Raw genomic sequence first — 18,589 nt, forward strand, 5'->3', positions numbered from 1 at the left:
TCACTCCTTTGATTATTTCTTCGTATGACACCAATCATAAATAAATTTTGTCATTACTTTTGTAAATTGAATTAGCTCATCGATAGAGAGTTGTTCATTTACTGCATGTGCATGTTCGAGTTTTCCTGGACCGTAAATGACTGTTGGAATACCAGCTTCACCGAGCCAACCGCCATCGGTAACCGTTGGCGACATTCCAATTGTTACTTTTTCTCTGAATACAACGTCATGAACATTAGCTAGTGTTTGTAGGCCAGCATGATTTTCATCAATAGCTAAGGACGGAAAGATTTCACCACGGTCTTCGATCATCGATGCCCCTCCCCATTGAAAGGTAGGTGGGTTCTCTCTTAGCCAAGGGTCAGCTTTGGCAACGTGAAGAATATGCTCTTCGATTTCTTTCGCGATGTCGTCATGATTTTCATTAGGATAAAAATGGACCGTAATCCAAAGAGCACAACGATCAGCAACAAAAGCCGCATGGCGTCCTCCTTCAATGACAGCTGGGTTAATCGTCGTCATTCCAGGTGGAAAGCCAGGATAGGATTTCGTAACGGCCCAATGTTGCTCTAATTGTTTAAGTCCATCTATAATTTTTGTCATTTTTTCAATTGCGCTAGCTCCGAATAAACCACCACCTGCATGTATCATACTGCGCCGATTCGCATCGTGAAACGTTTGTGGACTTTGGATCGTAATCCAGCCTGTAATAACACCGCCTTGACCTTGAATTTGACAGTTACTAGTATCGACAACGACTGCAAAATCAGCGTTATATCCTTTTTTACAACACTCAAGTGTTCCCGCTTCACCGACTTCTTCACCAATGACGGATTGAAAGGTTAAGTCCCCAGGAAGGTTTATCCCAGCCTCTTTTAGTAGTTTTATTGCAAATAGTGAGCCTGCAAGACCACCTTTCATATCAGCTGCACCGCGTCCATATAAAATATTATCCTTTACAACAGGGGAAAAAGGATCTTGATCCCATTGTTCTCCTTCTTCTACTGAAGCGACATCGATGTGACCGTTAATGAGTAGGCTATTATATTCGTCTGAATTTGATCCAGAAAGGATACCAACGACATTAGGATCACCTTTATATACATCCCATTTATCAATAGAAAAACCTAATTCTTTTAAATATGTAGAAACAAATGTTTGAGCTTCATCTGTGTTCCGCGCTGGAGGACTGGGTGTTTTAAAACGAATTAAAGTTTTGGCTAAATCAATAATCTCTCCTTTACGGTCATTCACCTGGTTTAGTAATGAGATAATTGAAGTTTCTGTCAAAAAAATTCACTCCTTTCAAATAGTAAATATTTAAAGAAACATAAATAACTTTTGAGGAAGTGTTCTCTAAACACGTAAAAAAACCACTTCCTTATAGTTGAGGGAGTGGTTGAATAGTCAGTTGCTAACAAGTAAATGTCTGAGAAGTTATTTATCTCAATGGTCCGACTATCCACTTTCCTCCGCTAGTATTATCTAGATCAGGTTCAAGGGTTTAGGCATTGCCAGTCTCAGCTTTGAAAAAGCACCCCTAGTGGAAATTTTAAATTGTTAAATTATTTATACGTCTGTGTAACAAAGTAACACACTTACAGTAGAAACTCAACTAAAAAGTGTGAAGTACTCCATTATTGTGAAATATTCTGTTTCATAACAGCTTCTCTAGATATTAATATAATATAACAGTAGTCCGAACACATGAAAGGTGAGATTGAATTAGTTTGTATTATATAGATGGTTTTTGATAGCGATTTCAAAAAAAGAGGTAGATTGATAAGCCAAAAAGAAAGTAAAGTATTCAAAAGTGTATTTACCAATGGATAAAGGAGGAGGAAAAAAAGAAGCAGTAAATTAAAGAAAAGTTTTTTGACTAAACAGTTAATAAATTGAATATTGGGACTTTTAATTAAAAAGGAAAAAAAGTGAAAAAAGTAGTTGTGTTTTCTGAAATGCTGTTATATTATAAGGGTGTAAACAACAAACTGTAATAATACAGATTAAGTAGTTCAAGAAATTAGGTAACCTGGTAGTGAAGTTGATTGAGGTATTTCGTATCTTAAACCTAAAGAACTTCTAGAAAACAATTAATCTTTGAAACGAAATTAATTGTGAATGAGGTACTAAGATATTGTTAACTCAGTCATAATTTAAAATTTTTTGAAGAAAAGGGAGATGGAGATTATGGCAAAAGTAAACATTCAAGAGGAAGCAAAAAAATTACAACAACAATGGGATACTGATCCGCGTTGGATGGGCATTGAGCGTCCATATTCAGCTGAAGAGGTAGTAAAATTACGTGGTTCTGTACAAATTGATCATACATTAGCACGACTTGGTTCAGAAAAACTTTGGAAGCTTGTAAATGAAGAGCCTTACGTAAATGCACTTGGTGCACTAACTGGTGGGCAAGCGGTTCAACAAGTGAAAGCTGGATTAAAAGCGATTTACTTAAGTGGGTGGCAAGTAGCAGCGGACGCTAACCTTGCTGGTCATATGTATCCTGACCAAAGTTTATACCCTGCAAACTCAGTACCACAAGTTGTTAAACGTATTAATAACTCTTTACAACGTGCTGATCAAATTCAACATATGGAAGGCGAAGGCGATGTTGATTATTTTGCGCCAATCGTAGCTGATGCTGAAGCTGGTTTTGGTGGACAGCTAAACGTATTTGAGCTAATGAAAGGTATGATTGAAGCTGGTGCTTCTGGAGTTCACTTTGAAGACCAACTAGCTTCTGAGAAAAAATGTGGTCACTTAGGTGGGAAAGTACTTATTCCTACACAAACAGCTGTACGTAACTTAGTATCAGCTCGTCTAGCAGCAGACGTTTCTGGTGTACCAACATTAGTAATTGCTCGTACAGATGCAGATGCAGCTGATTTAATTACAAGTGATATTGATCCAGTTGATGCTCCATTTATTACAGGTGAGCGTACTCCAGAAGGTTTCTACCGTACAAATGCTGGTATTGACCAAGCGATTGCACGTGGTTTAGCATATGCTCCATACGCTGACCTTATCTGGTGCGAAACATCTAAACCAAGCCTTGAAGAAGCGAAGCAATTTGCTGATGCAATTCATGCGAAATTCCCTGGGAAAATGCTTGCATACAACTGCTCGCCTTCATTTAACTGGGAAGCTAATCTTGATAAAGCGACAATTGAAACGTACCAACAAGAGCTTGGAAAAATGGGATACAAATTCCAATTCGTTACACTTGCTGGGTTCCATGCTCTTAACTACAGCATGTTTGAACTTGCTCGTGGCTACAAAACTCGTGGTATGGGTGCTTACTCTGAGCTTCAACAAGCTGAGTTTGCTGCTGAAGAGCATGGCTATACAGCTACTCGTCACCAACGTGAAGTAGGTACTGGTTACTTTGACCAAGTGTCTCAAACTGTTTCTGGTGGTACTTCTTCTACAACAGCTCTTAAAGGTTCAACGGAAGAAGCTCAATTTCAAAAAAACTAATTTTCATAAATTGGTAATTTAACACAACTCTCTCATCAATTTAAATATATTTGATAGGCTAACTCTTCGGTGTTAGCCTCTTTTTTTTTGGTAGAAACCTTTTATAATAAAATGAATGTTTACTACAAATTTTAAAAAGAAATGATCGTATGGATTTCATTCTACGAAAAATCAAAATTGTCAAATTGAAATGATAGAACTGAAAAAAAATTGCTCTCTTACATTAAAACAATACCTTTATCATATAAACATGGAAAAAGAGCACCTTATTAGGTACTCCTCGTGTATTAATTTGGTAACTCACTTATTGTGGTGGGAAAACTAATCTACTTTTTTCTCTGCGATTAGGATTCCATCACTATCTGCGTACACATAATGATTAGGGTGCCAATTCACTCCTGCAAATTGGACAGGAATGTTCGTTTCTCCCTCTCCTTTTTTAATACTTCGAATTGGTGTGGTTCCTATTGCGAATACACCAATATTCATGTTATCAATTTGAGCAGAATCACGAATGCATCCGTTAATAATCACGCCAGCTAAATTACGAGAGACGGCAATTTCAGCTAAGTTGTCTCCCATTAAAGCGCATTTTTTCGAAGCGGCCCCGTCAACAACGAGAACACTTCCTTCTGGTATTTCTTGAAGCGCTTTTTTAACTAGTACATTGTCTTCGAAAACACGTACTGTACATATTGGACCTTCGAATGTTTTCTTCTGTCCAAAAAATTGAAAAATAGGTTCGGCAAGTATTAATTGATCTCCATGTGCGTCGTGTAAATCAGCTGTTTGAATAGACATTGTTCGTCCTCCTAGCGTTATGATGAATAAAAATTCGTCATTTCCTATTAAAATTCCTGCTTTTTTGATAAAGATTTTAACTATTCAAGAGAATTTTTTCATGAATGTGGGAAGTTATAATAGAGGTATGTTAGCTTTTTTGATACAATCATATCATCGGAAAAATTCGTCAGGGCAATCGTCCTCCTGCGACATTTTTCTTATAAACTTTGAAATGAAATATTATTGGAGGCTTGAACAATGAAAATGATGGATGCAAATGAAATTATCTCTTTTATCTCAAATAGCGTGAAAAAGACGCCAGTAAAAGTACATATTAAAGGTGATTTAGAAGGAATCGATTTTGGTTCTGAAACGAAAGCATTTGTTACGGGAAATGTAGGGGTTCTTTTTGGAGAGTGGAAAGAAATTGAAGCTGCTATTCAACAAAATGAAGCAAAAATTGAAGATTATGTTGTAGAAAACGACCGTCGTAACTCTGCAATTCCGCTTTTAGATATGAAAAACATCCAAGCGCGAATTGAACCAGGTGCGATCATTCGTGACCAGGTTGAAATTGGTAACAATGCGGTAATCATGATGGGTGCAAGTATTAATATCGGATCTGTAATCGGTGAAGGTACGATGATTGATATGAACGTAGTAATGGGTGGACGAGCGACAGTAGGTAAGAATTGCCACATTGGTGCAGGATCAGTATTGGCAGGTGTTATTGAGCCACCATCAGCAAAACCAGTTGTCGTTGAAGATGACGTAGTTGTTGGAGCGAATGCTGTAATCCTAGAAGGTGTAACTGTTGGAAAAGGTGCAGTAGTAGCTGCAGGAGCAATTGTAACAGAAGATGTACCGCCGAATACCGTTGTTGCTGGAACCCCAGCTCGTGTCATTAAGGAAATCGATGAGAAAACAAAAGGAAAAACAGAAATTAAGCAAGAATTACGTCGCTTAAACGAAGATAATTAATTTTGAGGATGGCATTCATTGAGCTCAAGCTTGGTGGGTGCCTCAACTCTATCTAAAAAGGAGGCCATTTTGATGACGAATTGGCAAAACCTCGATCAGCAATATTTGATGTCTACATATAATCGTCTTCCAATCACAATCGAAAGAGGTGAAGGTAACCGACTGATTGATACGGAAGGGAAAAGCTATTTGGACTTATTTACGGGTTTAGCAGTTAATGTGTTAGGACATTCTCATCCAGAAATTGTAAAAACAATTAAAGAACAAGGAGAGAAGTTCTTACATATTTCTAATGTATTTTTAAATCAACCAGCTATTCAGTTGGCACAAAAGCTAGTAAATCATTCAATTAACGGGAAAGTGTTCTTTACGAATTCTGGAGCTGAAGCTACAGAAGCAGCCCTCAAACTAATACATAAATGGACGAAAGAAGGCAATAAAGAAAACCGTGGTGTTGTTGTGCTTGAAAAAAGTTTCCATGGTAGAACGCTTGGTGCATTGAAGTTGACTCGCCAGCCTGGAGTGTATCAGGACTTTCCTGTGACGGATATGCCTGTATATGAAGTTGAGCCTCATAACATTGAACAGCTTGAGGAAGTTATCAAGACGAAAAATCCAGCAGCCATACTTATGGAACCAGTCCTCGGTTCAGGTGGGATATTACCATTACAAGAAGAGTATTTACAAGAGGTTTCACGGTTAGCGAAACAATATGGTGTGTTATGTTGTATGGACGAAATTCAAACAGGAATTGGTCGAACAGGCAAGCTGTTTGCTTATCAGCATGCAGGAATTACACCAGACTTAATTTTATTTGCTAAAGGCGTGGGTGGTGGTTTACCGCTTGGAGGAATTATTGTCGCTGAAGAATTAAGTCATCTTTTTAGACCAGGTGACCATGGTACAACCTTTGCGCCATCACCTTTAAGTGCAGCTCTTGGAAATACAGTATTAAGAGTTTTATTAGAAGATGGGGAACTTGACCAATCAGTGAACCGCTCAAATTATTTACATGAAAAATTAAATGAATTAAAGGAAAAACATCCACATATGATAACGGAAATTCGCGGCAAAGGAATGATGGTCGGAATTGTGACAAGCCTTAAAACAGAAGAAGCAAAAGACCTCCAACGTAATTTGTTAGAAGATGGCTATTTAGTCGATGTCACGCAACAAACGATTGTTCGTTTACTACCACCACTTACGCTTACAGAGAGTGAAGTAAACTCATTTGTTGGAGTGTTTGAAACAAATCTTCAACTTGTTAAGGAGAAGGAGCTTAAACAATGATTGATGTTGCCAAACTTATCGAAACAAGAAGAGCACTTCACCAAATTCCCGAACTAGGATTTGAAGAGGTTAAAACTCAAGCATATCTTTTAGATTATATTGCGAAACTACCCCAGGATCACCTTCTGATAAAAACTTGGAAAACTGGGATAGTTGTTAAAGTACATGGTAGCGCTCCCTCCAAGATGATCGGATACCGCGCAGACATTGATGGACTTCCAATGGATGAAGAAACTTCTTACTCTTTTCGTTCTATGCATTCAGGAAAAATGCATGCGTGTGGACACGATTTGCATATGACGATTGCATTAGGTGTGTTAACTCACTTTTCAATCAGTCAACCGAAAGATGATATATTATTTATCTTCCAACCTGCGGAAGAAGGACCAGGTGGAGCAAAACCAATGTTAGCATCGGATATATTGCAAGAATGGAGACCTGACCAAATTATTGCATTGCATATTGCACCAGAATACCCAGTTGGGACGATTGCAACGAGAGAAGGTTTATTATTTGCAAATACATCTGAATTATTTATTGATCTAAAAGGACAAGGGGGACATGCAGCCTACCCTCATACAACGAGAGATATGATCGTAGCTTCCGCTCATCTAGTCACGCAACTTCAATCTATTGTGAGTCGAAATGTCGATCCACTCGATTCAGCTGTCGTTACAATTGGGAAGATAACAGGTGGAACAAAACAGAATATAATAGCGGAAAAAGCTCGTATTGAAGGAACCATTCGAACGTTATCTATAGAGTCGATGCAAAAAGTCAAGAACCGCCTTGAAGCACTTGTACACGGCATTGAGGTGGGATTTGAATGTCTAGCTACGATTGATTACGGTGCTAATTATTGTCAAGTTTATAATAACGAAGCGTTAACTCGAGAGTTTATGGATTTTACAAAACATCAAACAAAAGTCGATTTAATTGAATGCAAGGAAGCGATGACAGGAGAAGATTTTGGTTACTTTCTAGAAGAAGTTCCAGGATTTATGTTTTGGCTTGGTGTAAATAGTCCTTATGGTCTTCATGATAATCGTTTAGAGCCTAGCGAACAGGCTATTGAGGTTGCTGTCACTCATTTAATCGATTACTTAAACTATAAATCAGATAGATAAAAGATCTTCACTTTGGTGATGGTCTTTTTTTTGTATATTTTTCACTTTGTTAGATGCTTCAGTGAGCTTATCATTATGAAATGCTTCCTGAAACTTTATTATTATCACTAGCAAAATCGTGGCATCAAGTTCCATTTCCACCATTACTTAAGTAGTTTCAACTATTAAGTTAAACCTGAAAATGATGTAAAAGTTAAGAGTACAAATGTAAAACTCAAATGTAGAATGTAGATAGTATCGGGGACCGCTGGTTTGTGAGAATTAGAATGAGTTATCGAGAATGGAAAGGAAATGAATTGGCGAGAAACTTTACCGACGATTCAAATCAATTGCAGTTTAAAAACAGAAATTAGAGATTTTGGCTATTTTCGATAAAAATAAAATTAGAATAAAAATCCTTTTATTGTACATCCTAACATTGTAACAAATAATTGATATGTTTTTTGGAGGTGTTTGACATGCCAAAAATTGGTGTGGAGCAATCGTTAACGGATGTACAACAAGAATTACAATCACGAGGATATGATGTCGTCCAATTAAAGCAAGAACAAGATGCTAAGGGTTGTGATTGCTGCGTAATTACTGGACAAGACCAAGATATGATGGGTATTCAAAATACGATAACAGCTGGATCTGTTATATCTGCACAAGGAATGACAGCAGAAGAGATTTGCCAACAAGTGGAACAAAAATTAAATCAATAAAACAAAGAGGATGAGGTCATAATTGATATGGCCTCATTTTCTTTTGGAATAGGACATTCTAGTCACGGAATTAATTAATATTGGAGGTGATTTTATGTTCTATCATATAAAAGAGTTACAATATCATGCCAAACCAGAATGCCCCGATCCGATATATGCAAAAAAACTACAAGAAGTCCTAGGTGGACAGTTTGGAGAAATTTCAGTAGCTTTACAGTATCTGTTTCAGGGTTGGGGATATAGGGGAGAAGATAAATATAAAGATTTACTAATGGATACAGGAACTGAAGAGCTCGCCCATATTGAAATGTTAGCAACAATGATTGCGAGGTTGCTTGAAGGGGCACCTGTAGGAGATTTAGAGGATGCGGCAAAAGACCCTGTGCTCGGAGCGATATTAGGAGGGATGAATCCACAGCATGCAATTGTCTCAGGTTTAGGTGCAATGCCAACAGATAGCGTAGGTAATCCATGGACAGCAAGTTATATCAATGCGAGTGGAAATTTACTAGCTGATTTTCGAATGAATTTAACGTATGAATCCCAGGGACGACTCCAAGCTGTACGGCTTTATGAAATGACGAATGACCGTGGCGTAAGGGATATGCTTTCTTTCCTTATTGCGCGAGATACGATGCACCAAAATATGTGGAAGGCTGCTATTGCAGAGTTAGAAGCAAAGGAAAATATCGTCGTTCCTAGTACCTTTCCTCGTCATCTTGAGAAACAAGAAGTTTCATACGCCTTTTTCAATTTATCTCGTGGAGAAGAAAGTAGTACGGGGCGCTGGGCAAGTGGTCCGAGTATGGATAGTTTAGGGCAGTTTCAATATGTTTCTCAACCAGGGCCCTTTGCAAAGAAACCAAAGCTTCGACCAGCACCACCTTATACTCATAACACAATGCTTCCTGGTAGTCACCATGTTCCTCCCAATTTTGCGTAAAATAAAAGGTTGTAGCAAGTGGGATGCTACAACCCTATTTGCCTTTTAAACTATAACAAATCAATTTGTACTAGTAAGGCAAGTAATACTTGAAGTAATACTTGAATGTTCGCGGCAACTTGAGTGTCGGTTATAGTTACTTTTACATTACGAGAGTTTTCGATAATTGTTTTTTGTTGTGTTACTTGCTTAATCTTCGATGATTGAAGTAAATCTTGGGTAATCATCTCAGCCTTTGAGCTATCTGCAACTGAGATACTGATAACGATTGCTATAGCAGCTTGCAGAGAAGCTTGAAGCGAAATAGCAGCTTTCGTATCGGTTGTATTTACAGAAACATCACATGAATCTTTAATAAAAATATACTCCTCGGATAACTGTAACGTTTTATTCGTGTGTTCTGCAGCCTGCGTATGATCTTCTTCCTTTGGTGGGCATAATGGGTGTTTATGTTTACTATCTAATGCTGACCATGAAGACTTTTTCTTTTCTCCTGAATAGAAAACTTCTTGATTACTCATGTTAGTTATTCCTCCTTTTTGCGTTCTACTTCAGCTTATGAACTAAGGGAATATTTTGTTTGGACAAATAACTTAGGGAGAGCGTACAAAAAAAGAAAAGTGACTCAATTGAAAAGCATAAGACACCTCTATTTTAACTAGCAAAAGAGATGCTAATACTGTGAGTCACCTTTCTTAACTTATTTTTTACGTCTTGGGTTCAGAAACGTCTTTACTGATTTAATATCATTTTGAGATTGAAAAATTTGAGATCTTTTTGGAGGAGTGGGTTGATTAACTGGCTGTTTCGCTTTATTTTCATTTGTTAAGTCTTGTGTTGTATTTTCGTTTGCGAAGTCTCGTTCGGTTAATTGTTTATTTTGGTTTTCTAAAAATCGTTGAACTTCATCTTCAATATTTCCTACGATTTCTTTAATCTCTTCTTTCTCTTTTTTGGAAAGTTTGATGTCTTTTCTTGAGACTTTATGCTTTTTTAATACTTGACCTACGACCATTTCCATCAATTTCTTTTGGTTGCTTGGATCGAAGCCATTACTCATCTAGAATCTTCCTTTCTATACAGTACAAGATATTAATAACATATGGTCAAATAACGAAAAGGTGTAGGTTTATCGGCACCCAATCTATAATAATGGAAAAAAGCTGACTCAGAAGGAGTCAGCCTATGAAAATTATAATGTATTCTTTTACAAAAAAATTTAATTATAAATTTTTCTTTTCAATATAAACTTGATGCGGGAAAGGAATTTCAATTCCATTTGCATCGAGTGCTTCTTTCAATTCTTTTCGTAATGTTCGTTCTACTGCCCACTGTTCCATATTGGTTGTTTTCGCAACAACACGAATGACGACATCAGAATCACCTAAACTTTGAACGCCAACAACGTTAGGTCCTTCTTTAATTCTTTCGTCTGCGGCAGCTATTCGGTCGCAAACTTCTTGCATGATAGCAACAGCTTTATCGATATTATCATTGTACGAAATACTCATATCCACTAATGCTCTCATATTACCTCTAGAATGATTACTAACACTAGCAATATTTCGATTCGGAATGAAATGTAATGTACCATCGAAACCTCTAATGAGCGTTGTACGTAAACCTACTTCCTCAACGATTCCATCAATTCCAGCTGCTGTAACATAATCTTCTACATCGATTTGTCTTTCTAATAACAGGAAAAAACCTGTAACAACATCACTAACTAATCCTTGCGCACCGAAACCGATAGCTAGTCCGATGATACCTGCACCAGCAATTAAACCTGTGGCATCGAGACCAAATATACTAATTACAATTGTAATAAAAACGAAAATAAGTACGTAGGAAAAGGCGTTTGATGTTAATTTTTCTAATGTTTTCACTCTACCAATTGACATTTCTTTTTGTTCTTGCATTTTAGAAAAGCCACTAGTAATTAACTTATTTCCAATTGCTTTTGCAATAAGAAAAGCAATTATAGCCAAAAAAGCCTGACCCAAGTTTACTAGAGCTCCTTCTAAAAAAAACGTCCAGTTAATATTTTCAAACCATTGATCCACAAAACCACTCCTATTTTATTTATTGTCTCATTAGGTTTCGCTTCAATTGTGCAACCATTCAACACTTCTAATGAAAACCCATCTTCATTCTATTACCCACTTTTCTGGATGTAAAACATAAGACCTTTAATAAGATATTGCTCTTTTTTTTACAATTTAAACTTAAATGAGAATTTATTTGGCAAATTATTCGTTTTTTATTAGACAACATTTATATTTCTTTACGAAAAATTAAAGTTTAGTTCTGTTAGCTAAGGGAATAATAGCAATAGTGTAATTATTAGGAGGTATGTACATATGTCTGATAAACGAATGGTAGCAAAACAAGCTCAGCGTTTCGAAATGGAAGCTGTTTTACCGAACAAAGAATTTGGAAAAGTAAGTCTTGAAGAAAACATGAAAAACGATAAGTGGACAGTTCTTTTTTTCTATCCAATGGACTTCACATTTGTTTGTCCAACCGAAATTACAGCTCTAAGCGATCGTTATGATGAATTCGAGGATTTAGATGCAGAAGTAATTGGTGTTTCTACAGATACAATACATACCCACAAAGCATGGATCAACACGTCTCGTGATGAAAATGGATTAGGAGAGTTAAAGTTCCCGCTTGCAGCAGATACTAACCATCAAGTTTCTCGTGATTATGGCGTATTAATTGAAGATGCTGGTATCGCTCTTCGTGGTTTATTCATTATCAGTCCTGAAGGTGAATTAATGTATGCTGTTGTTAACCATAACAACATTGGTCGTGATGTGGATGAGACTTTACGTGTTCTGCAAGCATTACAAACGGGTGGACTTTGCCCTGCTAACTGGAAACCAGGACAAGAGACATTAAGCGTTTAATTTAAGCACAGATTAAGAAATAAAAGGTCTAGCATATATGTTAGACCTTTTTCATCTAGTTAATAATTGTATCTGGAGGGATTATTTATGGCGTTAAAGTTAAGATCTCCAATGCCTGAACTGAGTGGTGCAACTGAGTGGTTAAATGGGAGTGAGATAAGTAAAGATGAGTTGGTCGGAAATAAGCCGACGTTATTTCATTTTTGGTCCGTGTCCTGTGGGTTATGTAAAGAAGCAATGCCAAACATTAATGAGTTCCGTGATAAATATGCAGACAAGCTAAATGTTATTGCGATTCATATGCCACGTTCAGAAAAAGATACTGATGTGGATCAAATCAAACAAGTAGCAGAGGAACATGGGATTTCTCAATTAATAGCGGTTGATAATGGGCACAAAATTACCGATTCTTTTGAGAATGAGTATGTTCCTGCTTATTATGTCTTTGATGAAGTAGGCCAACTTCGTCATTTTCAAGCGGGCGGTAGTGGAATGAAAATGTTGACGAAACGAGTCAATCGTGTGTTAGGGATTAAAGAAGAATAGAGTTATTCCTTGCTTTGTAATAAGTATAGGTGATGAGATAGTCAGACGAGCAGGTGAATTCGTATAGAGTTCATTCTGCTTTTTTTCATAGTTCAATTCGGTGGTTTGTGGTAATTATAAAATAAATGAACGATTGACCTTACCTAATAGTTTTGTTGAAGTCGTTACATCACCTTTTTTTATTTATAGGCATATATAAATAATGAGGTGATTTGATGAATATAATAGACAAGCGAAATTCGTTAGCGAGGCATGGAAGTCGGACGTATCGTCGCCGTTCTAGGGGTTCTATTAGAAATATTGCCATTCATCATAGTGCTACTACATCTGGTAGTGCAGAAGCCTTTGCGAGATATCATGTGAATAGTTTAGGATGGCCAGGGATTGGCTATCATTACGTCGTAGACCGAGATGGTTCAATTAGTTGGTGTTACGATTTAGAGATTGTAAGTTATCATGTTGGAAATAGTAATGGAATGTCCGTTGGTATTTGTATGGTAGGGGATTTCCGAACACAGACACCTACTTCGCAACAACGTGAAGCTGCTCTTGATTTAACACAGTATTTAATGAGTGAATTAAATATTTCAGTTGATAATGTGTGGGGGCATATTGAATTTCCAGGATACTCTTGGAAGCCGTGCCCGTCGATTAGTATGTCGCAATTTCGATCGCAATTAGCAGATAGAACAGGTCAAACTAATCGAAGTGCGATTCCGTCGCCTACGTATGTAGCTGGGGCTAGACAGCGTACGTACTTATCACGTGGAGATCAAGGTGATGACGTTAGAGCACTACAAGAACGTCTTAATGAGCTTAATTTCAAACCAGGACCCATCGATGGAATATTTGGACCTCAAACATATGATGCTGTTGTACGCTTTCAACGTGCAGCAGGCATAGGAGTAGATGGAATTGTTGGACCTCAAACTCGGGAAACACTAAGAGATTTCGATGAAAGTTTAGAGATTGTGGAACATGGTTCACCGACAGATGAAGCCGATGAAAGAGAAGAGCTCTTTACTAGTGAATCAAGAAGGATGTTACGTCATAATACTCCTATGATGCGTGGAGAAGATGTGCGTGAAGTTCAACAAAAAGTAGGGGCAATGGTTGACGGGTTCTTTGGACCTGAGACAGAACAACGAGTGAGAGAGTTTCAACAACGAGAAAACTTAACTGTAGATGGAATTGTCGGACCACAAACCTGGAGGGCTTTGGATCGGGTCAATGCTAATAATCAACCTTCCTATAGTCGTCTGCTATCTCTTCAAACGCCATATATGCGTGGAGATGACGTAAAAAGGATTCAAAGAGCACTTAATGTTTCAGCCGATGGTTTATATGGACCAATTACAGAACGAACGGTGAGAGAATTTCAAAGAAGAGAAGGCATATCAGTTGATGGGATAGTGGGTCCTCAAACGTGGGCACGCTTATTTCAATAATTTCGTGTAAACTTGGTGCCAGGCTCCTTGTTATGGAGGCTGGCATCACTTGTATTATTTCGTTTAAATGGCATTAAGTATCCACTTCAAGGCATTTGGAAACATGAACGAAGAAAAAACTGAAAGAACTGAATAAGAAAGCCACAAACTGAGACAAAGTCTGTATGACTCACATCGTGTGGGCAAGGATTGTCAACAGTGTAAGATGGGGGAAAACTCCCACTGAATGAATTTGCGCTTTATGGTAAAATAGAGTAATTAGGCGTAGATGGAGGAAATGGCATGAAAAAACAATTTGCTGTAATTGGTTTAGGAAGATTTGGTGGCAGCATTTGTAAAGAGTTGAGTCGACTAGGGATGGAAGTTCTAGCCATTGATCATTCAGCTGAAAAGGTAGATGAATTTAAAGATATTGTTACTCATGCAGTAGTAGCGAACTCAACTGATGAAATTACGTTAAAAAATTTAGGGGTAAGAAACTTTGATCATGTTATTGTAGCCATCGGGGATGACATTCAATCTAGTATTCTAACTACATTAATGTTAAACGAATTAGGGGTAAAACATATTACAGTAAAAGCACAAAACGACTATCACGAAAAAGTATTAGAAAAAATTGGGGCGCATGATATCGTTCATCCTGAACGAGATATCGGTATACGGATAGCACATAATATCGTTTCGAAAAATGTACTAGATTACTTAGAACTTTCAGATGAATATAGTATAGTCGAGTTAATAGCAGGAGAAAAAATGCATGGGAAAACGATCATCGAGCTCGATATCCGAGCAAAATACGGCATTAATATAATGGCTATTAAACGTCATGAAAATATTAATGTTTCTCCTCAAGCCCATGAAAAGATTATTAGAGGTGACATATTAATTGTCATTGGAGCAGATAAAGATATTGATCGATTTGAAAAACAATTATTAGATGAAGGTTGAATATGAAGAAAAGGCTGACGTTGTCAGCCTTTTTTGATTAATTTTACTTACACTTCCATAATAATCGGTAAGATCATAGGCTTTCGCTTTGTTCTTTCGTAAAGGAAAGGCCCAAGAATATCACTAATTTCATTTTTAATTTCGGACCATTGTGTTGTTTTTCGTTCCATTACCTCGTCAAGGTGTTTGGCAAGTATCTGTTGTGCTTCGTGTATTAAGTCTCCAGCTTCGCGCATATACACGAAACCACGAGAAATGATATCAGGACCTGCAGATACTTTAAACTCTTTCATATTTAAACTTACAACAACAACAACTAAACCTTCTTCAGATAAGATGCGACGATCTCGTAAAACGATATTTCCGATATCCCCAATTCCGCTTCCATCAACATAGACAGAACCAGAAGGAACCTTTCCTGAAATTATTGCTTCTTCTTTATTCATCGATAACACTTCACCATTATCCATAATAAAGCAATTTTTTTCAAGCACACCACAATCTTGAGCGAGCTTCGTGTGCATTTTTAGCATGCGATATTCCCCATGTATTGGAAAGAAATATTGAGGTTTCATTAATCGCAGCATTAGTTTTTGCTCTTCTTGTCCACCGTGGCCAGAAGTATGAATATTACTTAATGATCCGTGAATGACATTAGCTCCAGCTCGATATAGCTGGTTAATCGTCTTACTTACACTAAGCGTGTTCCCTGGTATCGGTGAAGAAGAAAAGACTACAGTGTCTCCAGGGATAATTTGAATTTGTCGGTGTGTACCAAATGCGATTCGAGATAGGGCGGCCATTGGTTCACCTTGGCTTCCTGTACATAAAATCGTAACTTGCGTATCAGGAAGTTTATTTAGTTGTGATGACTCGATAAAAGTTCCTTTAGGTGCACTAATATAACCAAGTTCTTGTCCAATCGTTAAAGCTGACTCCATACTGCGTCCAAAAACAGCAATCTTTCTACCATATTGGACAGAGGTTTCTACCACTTGTTGTAACCGATGAATATTGGAAGCAAAAGTAGCAAAGATAACTCGACCTTCTACTTTACGGAAAATATTATCAATACTTTCTCCAACTTTACGTTCAGACATTGTAAATTCAGGAATTTCACTATTTGTGCTATCTGATAGTAAACATAAGACACCTTCTTCACCGATCTTAGCCATTTTTGTAAGATTAGCAGGTTCTCCAACTGGAGTAAAATCAAACTTAAAATCACCAGTATGAACGATATTACCAGCAGGTGTTTTTACGACAATTCCGTATGCATCAGGAATACTATGAGTAGTACGGAAAAATTCAACCGATGTATTGGCAAATTTAATTTCTTGGTCTTCATGTATATCGTGTAATTTAACTTTACGAAGTAATCCGTGCTCTTCCAATTTATTTTTGAGTAAGCCGAGTGCTAGTTTACCACCATAAATAGGAATATTGACTTCTCGCATTAAAAAAGGAATCCCACCGATATGGTCTTCATGTCCGTGCGTTATAAATAAACCTTTAATTTTTTCTTCGTTCCGAACTAAATACGTGTAATCAGGAATAACATAATCAATTCCTAATAACTCGTCTTCAGGAAATTTAATTCCTGCATCAATTAAAATAATTTCATTTTGGTATTGGACTGCATAGGTGTTCTTGCCGATCTCACCTAATCCGCCTAATGCAAAAACAGATGCTTGATTTGGTTTTGCTTGTTTCATTTTTTACCCCTGTTCTACTTTAAAGTTTAGATTTTGTTTTTCGTACTCAAGAAAAACGCCCGAAATTTGCTGGACGAATTCAATACTAATATTTTTGTCGGCAAGGATTTTTCGTGCTTCACGTTCGCTGCTTGCTTCTACATAAAACGATTCTGTATTTTCACGTACAGGAACTTGTTCTGGTTTTGGTTGATAAAAAACTTTATAAATCATAATACCTCTCCTTTGATATATGTTTAAAAAGGAGGACAAAAAGACCTGAGAGAGATCCTTGGTTTGCATTACTAATTACACGACCATAGCAGAAATCTCTTTAAAATACCCAAACTAAACATTGAGTGGCAAACGACAGAAGAAATTGACTAGGATTTTCTCAGACTTTCTGAACAACCTCTTATAATCTTATATTTATTTTCATATTATAAATGATATTGGTTAGATTTTCATGTATTTATTCTTCTTTGCCAAATAAATTGAAAAATATTCATCTGACTATGTAAAAAAGAGGAAGATTATTCGTCCTACTATTCCCCTTTTTAGTAAACATTTTTATTGTGGGCTTTGTGCTAGTCTTTTTTTGGGCAGTAAACCACGACAATGTTTAACTAATTTTCGTTTTAGCTTTTTTAGCATACCATTTCCTCCTTAGTTGGAAATAATTCATCGAACAGTTCAATCAGTTTGCTTATAGTATGTGGTAAATCGAAAAAAAAACTACAAGGTAATTACTGGCTATTTGAATGCTATTGCTTCCAAAACAAATAAAAATGTATCATACTGACAGAGAATAGGTTTTCTTTGGAACCAAATTTACGGAAGAAAAGGAGCTAAATAATGAGTGGGAGAGAAGATAAAATAGTGTTTTTTGATATTGATGGTACGTTGTATGATCATAGTCAGACAATTCCTAGTTCCACAGTAACTGCAATAAATGAATTACAAAACAATGGTATACATATAGCGATTGCCACTGGAAGAGCACCTTTCATGTATAAAGAATTGCGGAAACAGTTAGGAATACAAACTTATATTAGCTTTAATGGTTCTTATGTAATATTTAACAATAATGTTATATATAAAAATCCGTTAGAAACGGAAAAACTCAAAAAATTAGAAAATGAAGCGATAAAAAATAAGCATCCAATGGTTTTTTTGGATCATAATAATCATTATGCTAACTCCAAAGAACATCCGTTTATTAAAGAATCGATTGGCAGTATGAAACTTCATTTGCCAGACTATAACCCCGAATTTTATCATTCTGAAGAAGTGTATCAAGCATTAATTTTCTGTGAGAATGATTCTGAAGATCTTTACATAAGCCATCATACTCATTTTGATTATGTCAGGTGGCACCAGTATTCGATAGATGTATTACCTAACGGTGGTTCAAAGGCAAAAGGAGTTGAAATTCTTTTAGATCAGTTGAATATCCCTGTTGATAATGCCTATGCATTTGGAGATGGGTTAAACGATATTGAAATGTTGTCTTATGTAGGAACTGGTGTAGCGATGGGGAATGGTCATAAAGATGCAAAGGAAGCGGCAAACATTGTAACAAATAGTGTAGATGATCACGGAATTTTAATCGGTCTTCAAAAAGTTGGGCTGCTCTAAATCTTATTTAGTTAATGGTGCAAAGTAGTTCTTAAATCAATAAAAATCGCATTGGTGCCAATGCGATTTTTTAATAATTCTTAATGGTTAAG

18 protein-coding genes and 1 riboswitch are annotated in these 18,589 nt (G+C 36.8%); of the genes, 11 read left to right on the forward strand and 7 right to left on the reverse strand.

Annotated features, from left to right (window positions below):
• Positions 1–12: 12 nt before the first annotated feature.
• Complete coding sequence (locus tag BK574_RS25360) at positions 13–1,290, reverse strand: acetylornithine deacetylase (RefSeq protein ID WP_078430600.1); 1,278 nt, start codon at positions 1,288–1,290, stop codon at positions 13–15.
• 160 nt (positions 1,291–1,450) lie between these two features.
• A riboswitch (TPP riboswitch) is annotated at positions 1,451–1,552 on the reverse strand.
• A 638-nt stretch (positions 1,553–2,190) separates the two neighbouring features.
• Here BK574_RS25360 and aceA point away from each other — a divergent pair.
• Positions 2,191–3,483 carry an isocitrate lyase gene (gene aceA / locus BK574_RS25365; RefSeq protein ID WP_078430601.1) on the forward strand — a complete coding sequence of 431 codons (1,293 nt, stop codon included), beginning with the start codon at positions 2,191–2,193 and terminating at the stop codon, positions 3,481–3,483.
• Between the two features lie 321 nt (positions 3,484–3,804).
• Here the strand turns inward: aceA and rraA are convergent, their stop codons facing one another.
• Positions 3,805–4,284, reverse strand: a complete 480-nt coding sequence (rraA, locus tag BK574_RS25370) for a ribonuclease E activity regulator RraA (RefSeq protein ID WP_075385461.1) — start codon at positions 4,282–4,284, stop codon at positions 3,805–3,807.
• Positions 4,285–4,524: 240 nt separating this feature from the next.
• Here rraA and dapD point away from each other — a divergent pair, with 240 nt between their 5' ends.
• From dapD to BK574_RS25395, 5 genes are all read left to right on the forward strand, one after another.
• On the forward strand, positions 4,525–5,247 hold the full coding sequence (gene dapD / locus BK574_RS25375; protein ID WP_075385462.1) for a 2,3,4,5-tetrahydropyridine-2,6-dicarboxylate N-acetyltransferase: 723 nt from the start codon (positions 4,525–4,527) through the stop codon (positions 5,245–5,247).
• Between the two features lie 72 nt (positions 5,248–5,319).
• The gene (locus BK574_RS25380) at positions 5,320–6,537 is read left to right on the forward strand and encodes an acetylornithine transaminase (RefSeq protein WP_078430602.1); all 1,218 of its coding nucleotides are present in this window, start codon (positions 5,320–5,322) and stop codon (positions 6,535–6,537) included.
• Positions 6,534–7,664, forward strand: a complete 1,131-nt coding sequence (locus BK574_RS25385) for an N-acetyldiaminopimelate deacetylase (protein WP_075385464.1) — start codon at positions 6,534–6,536, stop codon at positions 7,662–7,664. The genes BK574_RS25380 and BK574_RS25385 overlap by 4 nt, the downstream gene beginning before the upstream one ends.
• 458 nt (positions 7,665–8,122) lie before the next feature.
• On the forward strand, positions 8,123–8,368 hold the full coding sequence (locus BK574_RS25390; RefSeq protein WP_075385465.1) for a YkuS family protein: 246 nt from the start codon (positions 8,123–8,125) through the stop codon (positions 8,366–8,368).
• Positions 8,369–8,462: 94 nt separating this feature from the next.
• Positions 8,463–9,311, forward strand: a complete 849-nt coding sequence (locus BK574_RS25395) for a manganese catalase (protein ID WP_075385466.1) — start codon at positions 8,463–8,465, stop codon at positions 9,309–9,311.
• A 50-nt stretch (positions 9,312–9,361) separates the two neighbouring features.
• Here BK574_RS25395 and BK574_RS25400 read toward each other — a convergent pair whose 3' ends face one another.
• The 3 genes from BK574_RS25400 to BK574_RS25410 all read right to left on the reverse strand — a co-directional run bounded on the left by BK574_RS25400 (position 9,362) and on the right by BK574_RS25410 (position 11,374).
• Entirely contained in the window at positions 9,362–9,832 is a 471-nt protein-coding gene (locus BK574_RS25400; protein WP_078430603.1) for a spore coat protein, read from the reverse strand.
• A 179-nt stretch (positions 9,833–10,011) separates the two neighbouring features.
• Positions 10,012–10,371, reverse strand: a complete 360-nt coding sequence (locus BK574_RS25405; protein WP_078430604.1) for a hypothetical protein — start codon at positions 10,369–10,371, stop codon at positions 10,012–10,014.
• Between the two features lie 163 nt (positions 10,372–10,534).
• Positions 10,535–11,374 (reverse strand): mechanosensitive ion channel family protein, encoded by an 840-nt coding sequence (locus tag BK574_RS25410; RefSeq protein ID WP_075385469.1) that lies wholly within the window; start codon positions 11,372–11,374, stop codon positions 10,535–10,537.
• A 297-nt stretch (positions 11,375–11,671) separates the two neighbouring features.
• On the opposite strand from BK574_RS25410, the gene BK574_RS25415 reads away from it, so the two are divergent.
• The 4 genes from BK574_RS25415 (at position 11,672) to BK574_RS25430 (ending at position 15,165) form a co-directional block, all read left to right on the forward strand.
• The gene (locus BK574_RS25415) at positions 11,672–12,223 is read left to right on the forward strand and encodes a peroxiredoxin (RefSeq protein WP_075385470.1); all 552 of its coding nucleotides are present in this window, start codon (positions 11,672–11,674) and stop codon (positions 12,221–12,223) included.
• Between the two features lie 87 nt (positions 12,224–12,310).
• Positions 12,311–12,769, forward strand: a complete 459-nt coding sequence (locus BK574_RS25420; RefSeq protein ID WP_075385471.1) for a TlpA family protein disulfide reductase — start codon at positions 12,311–12,313, stop codon at positions 12,767–12,769.
• Between the two features lie 215 nt (positions 12,770–12,984).
• Complete coding sequence (locus BK574_RS25425) at positions 12,985–14,217, forward strand: peptidoglycan recognition protein family protein (RefSeq protein ID WP_078430605.1); 1,233 nt, start codon at positions 12,985–12,987, stop codon at positions 14,215–14,217.
• Between the two features lie 282 nt (positions 14,218–14,499).
• A complete protein-coding gene (locus BK574_RS25430; protein ID WP_078430606.1) occupies positions 14,500–15,165 on the forward strand; it encodes a potassium channel family protein in 666 nt (221 codons plus the stop codon).
• A gap of 47 nt (positions 15,166–15,212) precedes the next feature.
• Here the strand turns inward: BK574_RS25430 and rnjA are convergent, their stop codons facing one another.
• On the reverse strand, positions 15,213–16,880 hold the full coding sequence (gene rnjA, locus BK574_RS25435; RefSeq protein ID WP_075385474.1) for a ribonuclease J1: 1,668 nt from the start codon (positions 16,878–16,880) through the stop codon (positions 15,213–15,215).
• Between the two features lie 3 nt (positions 16,881–16,883).
• Positions 16,884–17,093, reverse strand: a complete 210-nt coding sequence (locus BK574_RS25440) for a DNA-dependent RNA polymerase subunit epsilon (RefSeq protein WP_078430607.1) — start codon at positions 17,091–17,093, stop codon at positions 16,884–16,886.
• Positions 17,094–17,714: 621 nt separating this feature from the next.
• Here BK574_RS25440 and BK574_RS25445 point away from each other — a divergent pair.
• Positions 17,715–18,497: a Cof-type HAD-IIB family hydrolase gene (locus tag BK574_RS25445; RefSeq protein WP_078430608.1), complete on the forward strand. Its 783-nt coding sequence runs from the start codon at positions 17,715–17,717 to the stop codon at positions 18,495–18,497.
• Positions 18,498–18,589: the final 92 nt, after the last annotated feature.

The sequence above is a fragment of the Alkalihalobacterium alkalinitrilicum genome, assembly GCF_002019605.1.
GTDB classification, from domain to species: domain Bacteria; phylum Bacillota; class Bacilli; order Bacillales; family Bacillaceae_F; genus Alkalihalobacterium; species Alkalihalobacterium alkalinitrilicum.